Here is a 12,337-nt window from a genome sequence, read left to right on the forward strand (position 1 = left end):
CATAGTGGTGCGGTGATTACGTTATTTGCCATTTGCCATTTGACCCACAAGCAATCTTATAAAGATGTCGCCATAGTGACGATGGCAATTCCGCTGATTGCGGTGACGGTGGTGATTGCTTTGGGTACCATGCTGGGTTCTTTTTAAGCAGTTTATTTTTAACCTGTTTATTTTAAGCCATTTAGTAGTAAAAAATCCCAATCAGCGTTGGGATTTTTTTATTTATTCAGCGGTTGTTTCATGCTCGCCAGATGGCGGGTTATTGGCAATCACCGTATCTAAAATGGGTAAAATCTCTGCCATAATCCACGCTTTGCGCCAGCCACTCAGCCAAGGGCTTAATGCCGGTTTTTCTGCTGCGACAGCGTAGGCATACAGCTCTGACAGCCATTTTTTTCGCATCAATACTGTCTCATCAATTGACAAGGTTTGCCCATGCTGTTTGATGGCTTTTTCCAATTGTTTTTGCACATCATTAGACAGACTGCGATACGGTAAGGGCAATAGGGCTGGATAAGCTGCGTCATCTTCTTTTCGCACCTTATCAATCAGCGTCAAAATCTCTTGCCCATACATGCGAATCACATTGGGCTTGATACTGGTAAAACCTAACTGCTTCATGCTAAAGGGCGGTTTTTCGACGATTTCACGGAGCGCCTGCGGTCGCAAGATAAAAGTGCGTGGTCTATTGATTGACTTGGCAAGTTGTTCGCGCCATTCGCACAGAGTTTGCAGCATGGCGAGTTGCTCGCGATTATCGCGGTAATCAGCGACACTCAAATACAAGGCATTATCAGGCGTGCTAAAGTTGGCAAAAATTTCTTGGGTATAGCTTTGGCAGTCTTCAACCGCATATTGCCATAAATCTTGTTCAATCAACTGTGTTTTGATGGCAACAAACATCGGCAATAAATAACGCACATCGTCTACTGCATAGCTTTCTTGCTCAGGCGTTAATGGACGCTGCAACCAATCCGATTGGCTTTCACCTTTATCCACATGCACAGCAATCGTTTCTTGCAGCGATTTTTGATAGCCAAGGGAGTTTTCACCGGTCAAAAAACCCAAACCAATTTGGGTATCAAACACATTGCGCAGCGCAGGCAAGTTGGAGAGTAAATAATAAATCCCCAAATCTTCGCCACACGCATGTAACACCACGGTGGGTATATCCGCTAACACTTCCCAAAATTCTTCTAAATACAGCTTGGGCGCGTCAATCAAATAAATCGCTTTGCCTGTATTGATTTGAATCAGCGCAAGAATGGGGAAAAAAGTGTCGCGCTTGATAAACTCAGTGTCTAACGCAATGGTATCGACTTGCTCTAGGTCATCGAGCAGGGCAAAAAGCGCGTCTTGATTTTTCACCCAATGGATTGGCAAGTCATGAAGTTGTTGTAATTGGGCTGGGCTTAACGGATTTTGGATGAGCATAACTTGGGTCTTGTGGACGGATAATTTAAGCGTATTTTATGATGAATCTAGGATTTTGTCTTGTCAAACTGATGAAAAGATTTTATAAGCGTCCACGATTTTGCAGGGCTTGACCCAGTGTCATGCTATCTAAATACTCAAGCTCGCCGCCCATCGGAATTCCTTGGGCAATCCGGCTGATATGGGTGACGTAAGGTTTGACCGCTTCACTGATAAAATGCGCGGTGGTTTGCCCTTCTACCGTGGTACTGGTTGCCAAGATGATTTCTTCCACCGGGGTTTGCGCGGCTTGGTGTTGCTTTAACAGCCCAATCAGCTGATTGATGCCGAGCTGCTCCACACCAATGCCATCAATAGGTGATAAATGCCCGCCAAGCACAAAGTATTTACCGTTAAAATTGGCGGTTTGCTCGATTGCCATCATGTCTGCTGCCGTCTCTACGATACAAAGCACGCGCTCATTGCGGCGCGGATCGCTACATACAGGGCAAATATCCTCATCTGATAAACCACGGCATACTTGGCATTGCTTGATATCATGCATCGCCACAATCAAGGCTTCGCCCAGTGCTTGACCTTGTGGGCGCTTATAGCTAAGCAAGTGCAGTGCCATCCGCTGGGCAGATTTGGGTCCTACCCCGGGCAGTACTTTGAGTTGTTTTACAAGTTCATCAAATTTTGGCGTTAGCATAGGCGCATTCTTATAAAAATGATAAAAAATAAAAAAAGCTGACAGTCAATTATCAGCTTTTTATGGGGGTTTGCCTGCCTAATCGCAAGGCAATTTTCCACTATTTTATAGCGCTACTTTATAGCCTTACTGGCTAGCCCTAGTGGGTTTAAAATAAACCATTCATGCCTGGTGGCAACCCCATGCCATTGGTGGCACTCGCCATTTCAGTCTCATGTAGTTCATCGGCCTGACGCACGGCATCATTGATAGCAGCCGCAATCAAATCTTCAATCATATCAGGGTCATCTTGCAGTAGGCTTGGATCGATTGATAAACGTTTGACCACATGGCGACCATTCATGGTGACCTTCACCAAGCCACTACCCGCTTCGGCATGCACTTCTTTTTCTGCCAGTTTTTTCTTGGCATTTTCAACGTTTTTTTCGACTTGCTTTTGCATCATTTGCGCTTGTTGCATAAGGGCTTGTAAGTTCATAAGTGTTCCTGTTTGTTTCTAATGTTGGTGGCTCATTGTAGCGAATTTGACCGCAAACTGTCTATTGCTAATCGTTAGCCCAAATTTTTAACATACAACTACTAACTTAAAACTACTCATCTAAAATCACTCACATAAAAATGCTAAGATAACATCACTACCATAAACCCATTAACCGCAAAAAACTATGACTATTACTATGACTATGACAACAACTACACCCCCATCGCTAGAGGTCGCTCTCTATAAAGCCGCTAGTGTTATTAAATGTGCGCAAAATATTGCCATCCTGACGGGGGCAGGCGTCTCGGCTGAAAGTGGCATTTCGACTTTTCGGGATAAACTTACCGGACTGTGGCAACAATACCAAGCCGAATATTTGGTCAGCATTCAAGCGTTTGAAAAGGAGCCTGAACTGGTGTGGCAATGGCACCAATGGTGGCGTGGACAAATCGCCGATAAACAGCCCAATCCTGCCCATTTTGCCTTAGGTGAATGGCAAACTTTGGCAAAGCAGCAAGGCAAAACTTGGACGCTGTTTAGCCAAAATGTCGACAATCTACACGAGCAAGGCGGCGCCACGGTGGCAAAACTGCACGGGGATTTGGCCAAAAATCGCTGCCATGATTGCGGCAAATCGTATGACAAAGCCATTGCTATCACAGACACTGAGCTAAAGCATTGTGAATGCGGCGGTCTGATTCGCCCGGATATTGTGTGGTTTGGCGAGATGTTGCCACAGGAGGCTTGGCAAACGGCAGAAACGGCAACGCTCAATTGTGACGTATTGGTGAGTATCGGCACATCAAGCGTGGTCTATCCCGCGGCGGGCTTGATTGATTTGGCAAAACAACAGGGCGCAACCGTCATCGAGATTAATCCCAATCCGACCCAGACCACAGCGGTTGACATCGTGTTACCCGACAACGCAGGGAAAATATTGCCGTTGTTGGTCAAGGCGCTGAAATAAAAAAGTCAGATAAAAAAGCGCGATAAAAAAGCCAGTAAATTTTGCTACTGGCTTTTGGGTTTTGGCTTTATATCAGGCGAGTGTATCCAAACCGCGTTTTAAATCAGCGATAATATCATCGACATCTTCAAGCCCCACCGAGAAGCGAATTAAGCCTTCGCTCACGCCTGCCTCGATTCTTGCTTCAGGTGTCATGCGAAAATGGGTCGTCGTCGCAGGATGGGTAATGGTGCTTTTGGCATCGCCTAGGTTATTGGTAATCGAAATCATGTTGGTACTATCGATAACATGCCAAGCTGCCGCTTGATCAGCCACCTCAAAGCCAATAATGGCACCAAACGCACCGCCTTGCACATTTTTGAGTGCGGTGTGTTGGCGTTTAGCGATATCATGGGATGGGTGATCGGGCAACCCTGAAAAATGTACTTTGCTGACTTTTGGGTGATTGTGCAAAAATTTAGCGATTTGATTGGCATTTTCACAGTGGGCTTTCATACGCAGTGACAAGGTTTCTAGCCCCTTTAGCAATACCCACGCATTAAATGGCGATAGACTAATCCCGCCGGTACGCACCACCCCAAAGGCTTTTTCCATTAAGTCATTGTTACCGACCAATGCACCGCCTAGCACACGACCTTGACCGTCAATATATTTACTGGCGGAATGCAATACCACATCCGCACCCAACATTAAAGGTTTTTGAATGGCGGGGGTTGCAAAGCAGTTATCGACGATTAATAGCGCATCGTGGTCATGCGCGAGCCTTGATAAAAAACTTAAATCGGCAATTTGCGCCAAAGGATTGGAAGGGCTTTCGCAGTACAGCACCTTGGTATTTGGCTGCATCGCCTGTTGCCAAGCGTCATTGTCAAAGCAGTCGACATAACTCACCTCGACGCCAAACGCTTTAAAGTAGGTATCAAACAGGGCGACCGACGAGCCAAATAATTGCTTGGCTGCTAGCAGATGGTCACCGGCTTGCAAGTACGCCAAACACATGGTCAAAATCGCGCCCATGCCTGATGCGGTTGCCACACAGCGCTCGCCTTCCTCTAACGCTGCCAATCTACGCTCAAAAGCGCGCACGGTTGGATTGGTATGGCGCGAGTAGACATTGCCTTTTTTATTGCCATTAAAATGGTCAGCAGCTTCTTGGGCATTTTTATATACGTAGGAGCTAGTGGTAAAAATCGCTTCGTTATGTTCGCCTTCATCGGTACGGTGATAACCGCCACGCACGGCGATGGTTTGGTCGGCATAGTCTAGGCTTAAATCAAGTGCATCACTTTGCCAGTTGGGGTCTAATTGGGTCATAATGTTACATCTTTTGTGCATCAAATAAATTATGATAGCATAAGTTGGATTTGACGGTGGCTTTCAAGTCAGTATTTTATGCAAAAACGCCATGGCAACCAACTTTTCTTAGGTGAGTGCCACGTTAATCAGTGATTTTTTTAAAAAGGATTCAGGCTTTGGTAGCAGCATTTTATTCATCATCTGTTGGCTTTGTCAGACTAGCATCGCAAAAACTCACTACCAAAATCGTGACATTTTGCTTGCCATTGCTATTTACGCTGCTACTTACGCCACTTACCGCTTGTCAAATGCTGCCGAACAATCCCCATATCGCCGCTACGCCAACTGTATCAACGCAGCTGACAGGTGCGCAAAAATTTTCCGAAAAATCGCGTATACAAGGTCAGTATTTAATCAGTCGTATCAGTGCCAGCAAAAACCCCTCGCCGAGCAAATTTTCTGGTTATTATCCGCTGATTGATAGCAGTGATGCGTTCGCCTCACGCAGTATTTTGACCGAAATGGCTCAGCAGACCATTGATATCCAATACTATATTTGGCACAACGATGCAGCAGGACAATTGATGCTTAAAGACTTGTACCAAGCCGCCAATCGGGGTGTCAAAGTACGACTGTTACTCGATGATTTGAACACCAATCCGGAACTTGACCAACAGCTACTTGCCTTTGCGGCGCATGCTAATATCCAAGTGCGATTGATTAACCCCAAAGTGGTGCGAAGCTTTACCCCCGCCAATTTTGTGGTAGCACTGCCCCGCTACCAACGCCGCATGCACAATAAAAGCATGACCTTTGACCGTCAGTTATCCATCATTGGTGGGCGCAATATTGGCGATGAATATCTGCGTAAAGATAGCATCGCTGAGTTTGCTGATTTGGATGTTTTGCTTGCCGGCAAAGTGGTCAACCAAATCAATGAGAGTTTTGAAGATTATTGGGATAGTCCTCTATCGTATGATATCGAGCGTTTGGTCAGACCCTCAAAAAACCCCGAGCGTAATAAAAGCGATGAGCCATTTTTGGGGACTTTGACAGCGATTGCACCGGTCAACAGCCAGTCTCATCTGCATAAAAGCTCGCAGCTTTATCGGGTACAAAATGGCGCAATAGTCGATAAACAACTGTATAACAAAAAAATCCAATTTCGTTGGCAACCGATGGAATTTTTGGCAGATGATGTCAAAAAACTACTCAACCAAGATGATAAAGATAGCCGATTGGTATCCAAGCTTCGGGCACGTATTGGCACCCCAAAAAAGCAATTGACGATTGTGTCATCGTATTTTGTGCCCACTGACTTAGGCGTACTGCAACTAAGCAAACTCATGGAAAACGGGGTAAAAATCAATATTTTTACCAACTCGTATGAATCAACCGATGTGCCTATCGTGCATTCAGGGTATAACGTGGCACGCGTGCCGATGCTCAAAGCGGGAATTGGACTGTATGAGCTAAAATCCTCTGCTGATGCAGACTTTCGCCGCAAAAAACGTAGCTTATATCGCAGTAAATACAGCACCAGTTTGCATACCAAAGCTTTTGCGGTGGATGACAAATACACTTTTATCGGTTCTTACAATGTGGATCCGCGCTCTGCCAATATCAATACCGAGCTTGGTGTGCTGATTGAAGATAAAGCGCTTGCCAAATCCTTCCATAATACGTTTGATAATTCCATGCTTAATGTCAGTTACCGCGTGCACCTTAAGGATAATGAACAACTGATGTGGCAGACCCATGATGATAAAACCAATAAAAAGCTTATCACTTTAGATAAAGAGCCGCATATGACGTTTGTCAATGGACTTTGGCTAAAGATTTTTTCTGCCTTGCCATTTAAGCGCTTATTGTAAGCGGCTATATTACAAAAAACACACATTTTTGATAATAAAAATAGTATCAAAATCACTATAGTATGCGGTTTCAAAAAGTAATATATCTCAACTGTTAAATCATGACGTTTACTTGTAATATTTATTTAAATAATTAAATTTATTACAGTTTTGATAAATTATTGTTCAATTTGTCAAGTGATTTAATTTGTCAGGTGAAGAGTGACGAATTTAATTCTTTAGCGCGTTAAGTAACCTATCTGTTCATTGATTATAAAGCGTGCAAACCTTTAGCCAGCTTCTAGGTGATATTGTCGACTATGCCATTTTTTCATGATGCCAACGAAGAAATTAGGGATTTAAATCGCTACGAAAAAAACGTGGTGTATTTAACGATTTTTGGGGCTTTTTTTGCTTCCTTTGATTTTACGATTTATTTTTATTTTAATGATAGTATCAATCAAGCTTTTTTCCCAGAAAATATACCTGAGTCGTTAAAGTCGATTTGTTTTTTGCTGCTGATTTTAGCCGGTTATATGTCAAGACCGCTAGGCGGTTTGATATTGGGTGATATCGGCGATCGCTACGGCAGAAAACATGTGTTGCTGTATAGTTTGCTGTTGGTGGGTGCGTCTGGTTTAATGATTGCCTGTTTGCCTACCTATCATCATATCGGTGTGGCAGCGATTGTTCTCATGCTATTATTGCGTTTAATTCAAGGCTTTGGCTATGGCGCTGAGGTGCCCGCTTCATGGGTCTATATTGCTGAGCATATGCCACGGCGTCAATTAGGGTCAGTGTGTGGCGGTCTTATTAGTGCAGTGATTTTGTCGACTTTGATGGGCAATATTTTAAGCGCCACCTTATCAAATATGCTCACCCCTACCCAGATGCAATCGTATGGTTGGCGTATTCCTTTTGTCATCGCCAGTATCGGTACGCTATTTGCGGTGCTGTTACGAGCCAAGCTTGAAGAAACCCCGCTTTGGCTGATGGCTAAGTCTAAAAATCGCTTGGTTAACCGTCTGCCGATACGCCGAGCTATTATCAAATACCGTTATGGTACGGTGATGACGCTGGGTTTGTCTTGGTTTACCGCCAGTGTTTATTTGACAATTTATCTGCTTTTGCCGATTTTGGGCATCCAGTTTTTTGATGTCGATACCAGTTTGATGATGATATCCAATGGGGTGGGTATTATCTTTGGTGGATTGGGAGCTCTAACCTATGGTTATTTTGCCGATCGTTTTAATTCAGGTCGTGTATTTACTTTAGGCTGTATATTTTTAAGCATTGCCAGTGTTATTTTCTTTGTTTCACTAAAAAACAGTAGCGAGTTACTACTGATTAACTATGCGATTTTGGGGTTTTTCTCTGGCGTGATTGGCTTAGTCCCAAGTATTTGTGTGCGTCTGTTTCCGGTTGGTGTACGCCTAAGTGGCATTAGCTTTACCTATAACGTGGCGTATGCATTGGCAGGCGCATTATTGCCGGTGCTATTGATTTATTTTTCACGTAAATTAATGCTTTCAAGCGCCTTGTATCTGGTGTTTGTCTGTGTGATTGGCATTATCATGGGTATGTTGTTGACCAATTTGCATGGTTTGTATCGCATGGAAGACAAGCGGCTGATGAATTCTTGAGTTTTTTCATCGCTGATAGTTGTTTTACCCTCGCTTTTTTTTAGCGCCCGCTTTCGCTTTTATTGATTGGCTGATAGATTAGCTATAGATTAGCCACTTTTTTTGAATATTTGCCGATGACCCTGCCTATGACTACCATGCAGCATAAACGCTTGTCCACTGCCCCGATGATTGATTGGAGTACACGCGATTATTGTTACTTTGCTCGATTATTCAATCCTTATACTTACCTTTATACTGAAATGATCAGTACTTCTGCAATATTGCAGGGAGATACAGACTATCAGCTGCGATTTTATCCCAATGAACATCCTTTGGTGCTTCAGCTTGGCGGCTCACATCCTGACGAATTGGCGCGCTGTGCAAAAATCGGACAGGACTATGGTTACGATGAAATTAACCTAAATGTCGGCTGCCCGTCCGATCGGGTACAACATTACAAAATCGGTGCTTGCTTGATGGCAGAGCCCAAATTGGTAGCAGATATTGTCTCTGCCATGCGTGATGCGGTGGATATTCCCGTTACTGTCAAGCATCGTATTGGCATTGATAACTTTGATAGTTATGAGTTTATGGCGGATTTTGTAGATCATGTAGTGAAAGCAGGTTGTCAGCATGTCATCGTCCATGCGCGCACCGCTTGGCTACAAGGCTTAAGCCCTAAACAAAATCGTGAAATTCCGCCCCTTCGCTATGAGGATGTGTACCGCTTAAAGCAGGATTTTCCCGATGTATTTGTGGAAATCAATGGCGGTATCACCACTATTGATGACATCAAAACCCATCTGACGAAAGTCGATGGCGTGATGATTGGGCGGGAAGCTTATCACAACCCTTATATTCTAGCCGAAGCCATGCAGCTGTGGGGCGAGCCAGTGCCTAGCCGAGCGGATATTTTTTACCAGTTACTGGATTTTTTGGCAGCCAGTGAAGCGCGCGGCACGCCGTTGACGGTCATTATGCGCCATTATTTGGGCTTGTTTCAAGGATTGACAGGCAGTCGTAAATGGCGTCAGGCGCTTAGCGGGCAAAAATCCCTCTCAGTTGCCCAAGTTCGTGAAGCCGGTGAAGCGTTATTGGCGTTAAATGCAGGTTAAAAGTTAGCTAAAAAAGACTAACCGTACAAATACTGCCCCATCGCCAAACCATTATTCATCATATGCAACACCACAGGCAATAACAGTGACCCTGACATGATACGCCCATAGCTAAATAACATCGCTAGACAAAAAATTCCCAACAACTCGACTACCCCGTATTGCATATGAATCACCGCAAATAGGATACTGGTTAGCACACTGGCACCCCACATACCAAGCTTTGAGCTGGCAAGCCCTGTCCACATAAACCCGCGAAATATCACTTCTTCATAAATCGGCGCAAATACCACCATCGCCAGCACAAGCAGCCACCGTGGATGCGCGGACTCGGCAAGATTGTCCATAAACATCATGGGCTCGCGACCCAGCCAGACGGTGACTAGATTGATGATAACATTTAGCACAATCAGTAGCGCGCTACATTGTAACAACTGATACCAAGTAAAGGATTTAAGGGCAAGATAATCTTTGACACGGCTGTTTTTAAAGCGGATAAACAAATAAACGCAGCCGAGCACCATGGCTAAGGTAAAGCCTAGCGATAGGCTCATTAACGTGCCGTTTTCACTGCCCTGCAACACTTTTTCAGCGATATCCAAATTTGCTGCATTTTTTAGCACCCATGGTGCAAATAACACCACGCCAATCAATTGACTGGCAAAAAACACCGCCAATAACACCATAGAGAGCACAATGGTCTTTGTCAAATCATAGATAGGGGTGCTAGGCTGTAATGATAAGTTTTGCAAATTAAACCTTTGAATGGATGTTGGTTTTGTTAGTGGATATCATGATTGACTGGGTGAATAAGCGCTTTGATTCGTTCAACCGTACTGGCGGGGTATTCTAACGGGAACATATGCCCGCCTTCATGCACTTCAAAATCAATGCCCATACGCTGTTTGACCAGCGCAGGAAACCCACGTTTGAGAAACAGGCTATCTTTACCAATTATTTGCTTGGCAGGGACAGCCGGCGGATGGTTAGGTTTTTGCCAGTATAGCGAGGGGTTGGTGCGAAACACCGCCACTTCCACCGCTTTTGGGATGGTTAAGGTCACTTGCCCATCTGCGGTATCAGTCAAGCCATTACGGATAAAATCATTAAAACAGCGCTCATCAAAGTGTCGATAGAATGCTTTATGTCGCAGATGCTCGTAGGCGACTTCACGGCTTGGCCACGTGTCACGGCGATGGCTTGATAGACCTGCAGGCGTGAGCCTATCTACCAACCGTGGGCTAAAGCGTTTTGCCCAATGTAGTGCCATCGAATAGTAGCCATGAATGAGCGGTGGGTCTAAGGCAATCACTTGGCTAAATAGCTCGGGCGATTGATAGCTGGCTTGCAGGGTACACAATGCACCAAGCGAATGCCCTAGTCCGATGACCTTGGTTTGCCCGCGCGCGCTTAGGTGCGCTTGGATGCTATCAATCACCTGTTGGGTCAGTTTTTGCCAATGATTATCAACCGGATAACGCGGGTCACTGCCTAACGCTGGAATATAGACAATATCAAATTCATCACTCAGCAAATCAAACAGATATTGATAGCTACGTGATGGAATCCCATTGGCATGTGCAAAGTGTATCAAGGGTTTTTGCCCTATCCGCCCTGCCTCTGCTATCGCTGTTATCCCCTCTGTCCCTGTCGCTATAGTTGGCGCAGAGGGCAAACAATTGGCTAACGGATGCTGGCTCGTCTCAGATGACATGGCTATTGCATCCCTTTGTCATTTGCAGCCGCTTGGGTTAATTGGCTGGCAAAGCCTTTGGAGACCGTTTCGCCAAACCCATAGCCGATTTGGCTGGCAAATTTACCCAACACTTTTTTCACCGGGTCTTCTGGGTTATATTCCACGACATTGTCTAGTTTTAGCTGAGACTCAAGGGTGCTGATGCCGCCTTTTTTATCTGCCAAACCGAGATTAATCGCTTGCTCACCACTCCAGAATAACCCAGAAAAAAGCTGATTGGCGTCAGGGTTTTTGAGGCGATTGCCGCGACCTTGTTTGACAGCATTGATAAAATGGGCGTGGGTGTTATCAAGGACACCTTGTACATGTTGGCGCTCAAACTCGGAGAGCGGGCGGCTCATGCTTAAAATATCTTTGTGCGCACCGGCTGTCATGGTGCCATCTTTAACGCCTAGTTTATCCATCAAACCTTGGACATTGTAGCTTGGCATAATCACGCCAATTGAGCCGACCAAGCTTGAGGGATTGACCCAAATTTCATCTGCCGCAGATGCGATATAATACGCGCCCGAAGCACCCATATCTTCGATAACGGCATACAGTTTTTTGTTAGGATGGGCTTTTCTCAATTCGGTCATGGTTTGCCAGATTTCATCGGATTGTACAGGCGAACCACCCGGTGAGTTGATGCGTAACGCCACCGCTTGCGCTTGGTCGTTGTTAAACGCTTCCGTCAATGCTTCGCCCACCGCTTGACTATTGGCTTCATTGTCGCTGCTGATAACGCCTTTGACATCGACGACGGCTAAATGCGGTTTGCTCATATCGATATCACTCATGCCACTTTTGGCAGAGCCACTACAGCCTTTTGCCACTACCGCGCCAAATAGTAGCACATACCCCAAGGTGATAAGCTTAAAGAAAATACCCCAGCGTCTTGCACGGCGCTGCTCCACAAGGCTTGCCATCAGGGTTTTTTCTAGCAATTGCCATTCTTTGCCTGCGTATGGCGCATTGGGTGGCAAGTTTTGCGCATGGTTTGGTTGAACAGGTGGCTTTGACTGTGAGGGTTGGTTGGGATCGGGTGGCCAATTATCTGACATAAAAGTTCCTTAGCAATAGGTAATTTACCGCCCATGATAGGGGGAAGCGGCCAAAATTACAATCACTGCCTTGTAG

Annotated in this window: 11 protein-coding genes; 4 read left to right on the plus strand and 7 right to left on the minus strand. The window is 45.1% G+C overall.

All coding sequences use genetic code 11. From position 1 onward, the window contains the following. Window positions 1–222: 222 nt before the first annotated feature. From RT064_RS09260 to RT064_RS09270, 3 genes are all read right to left on the minus strand, one after another. Complete coding sequence (locus tag RT064_RS09260) at window positions 223–1,434, minus strand: ribonuclease D (RefSeq protein ID WP_313063016.1); 1,212 nt, start codon at window positions 1,432–1,434, stop codon at window positions 223–225. 82 nt (window positions 1,435–1,516) lie between these two features. Continuing rightward, the gene (gene recR, locus RT064_RS09265; protein ID WP_313063017.1) at window positions 1,517–2,125 is read right to left on the minus strand and encodes a recombination mediator RecR; all 609 of its coding nucleotides are present in this window, start codon (window positions 2,123–2,125) and stop codon (window positions 1,517–1,519) included. 148 nt (window positions 2,126–2,273) lie between these two features. Then, on the minus strand, window positions 2,274–2,603 hold the full coding sequence (locus tag RT064_RS09270) for a YbaB/EbfC family nucleoid-associated protein (protein WP_007115923.1): 330 nt from the start codon (window positions 2,601–2,603) through the stop codon (window positions 2,274–2,276). Window positions 2,604–2,802: 199 nt separating this feature from the next. Here RT064_RS09270 and RT064_RS09275 point away from each other — a divergent pair, with 199 nt between their 5' ends. Continuing rightward, complete coding sequence (locus RT064_RS09275; RefSeq protein WP_313063018.1) at window positions 2,803–3,573, plus strand: NAD-dependent deacylase; 771 nt, start codon at window positions 2,803–2,805, stop codon at window positions 3,571–3,573. A gap of 72 nt (window positions 3,574–3,645) precedes the next feature. On the opposite strand, the gene RT064_RS09280 is transcribed toward RT064_RS09275, so the two are convergent. Beyond that, window positions 3,646–4,887, minus strand: a complete 1,242-nt coding sequence (locus RT064_RS09280; protein ID WP_313063019.1) for an O-succinylhomoserine sulfhydrylase — start codon at window positions 4,885–4,887, stop codon at window positions 3,646–3,648. Window positions 4,888–5,045: 158 nt separating this feature from the next. Here RT064_RS09280 and RT064_RS09285 point away from each other — a divergent pair, with 158 nt between their 5' ends. The 3 genes from RT064_RS09285 to dusA all read left to right on the plus strand — a co-directional run bounded on the left by RT064_RS09285 (window position 5,046) and on the right by dusA (window position 9,462). After that, window positions 5,046–6,743, plus strand: coding sequence for a phospholipase D family protein (locus RT064_RS09285; protein WP_313063020.1), 1,698 nt, complete (start codon window positions 5,046–5,048; stop codon window positions 6,741–6,743). A gap of 299 nt (window positions 6,744–7,042) precedes the next feature. Then, the gene (locus RT064_RS09290; RefSeq protein WP_313063021.1) at window positions 7,043–8,365 is read left to right on the plus strand and encodes an MFS transporter; all 1,323 of its coding nucleotides are present in this window, start codon (window positions 7,043–7,045) and stop codon (window positions 8,363–8,365) included. A gap of 128 nt (window positions 8,366–8,493) precedes the next feature. Continuing rightward, the gene (gene dusA / locus RT064_RS09295; protein WP_313063034.1) at window positions 8,494–9,462 is read left to right on the plus strand and encodes a tRNA dihydrouridine(20/20a) synthase DusA; all 969 of its coding nucleotides are present in this window, start codon (window positions 8,494–8,496) and stop codon (window positions 9,460–9,462) included. Window positions 9,463–9,479: 17 nt separating this feature from the next. Here the strand turns inward: dusA and RT064_RS09300 are convergent, their stop codons facing one another. The 3 genes from RT064_RS09300 to sppA form a co-directional block, all read right to left on the minus strand. After that, entirely contained in the window at window positions 9,480–10,214 is a 735-nt protein-coding gene (locus RT064_RS09300; protein ID WP_313063022.1) for a CPBP family intramembrane glutamic endopeptidase, read from the minus strand. A gap of 29 nt (window positions 10,215–10,243) precedes the next feature. Then, window positions 10,244–11,071 (minus strand): alpha/beta hydrolase, encoded by an 828-nt coding sequence (locus tag RT064_RS09305; RefSeq protein WP_313063035.1) that lies wholly within the window; start codon window positions 11,069–11,071, stop codon window positions 10,244–10,246. Window positions 11,072–11,178: 107 nt separating this feature from the next. After that, entirely contained in the window at window positions 11,179–12,261 is a 1,083-nt protein-coding gene (sppA, locus tag RT064_RS09310; RefSeq protein ID WP_313063023.1) for a signal peptide peptidase SppA, read from the minus strand. Window positions 12,262–12,337 lie beyond the last annotated feature (76 nt).

Origin of the sequence: Moraxella sp. CTOTU49097 (assembly GCF_032064105.1) — a bacterium.
Lineage (GTDB): Bacteria > Pseudomonadota > Gammaproteobacteria > Pseudomonadales > Moraxellaceae > Faucicola > Faucicola osloensis_B.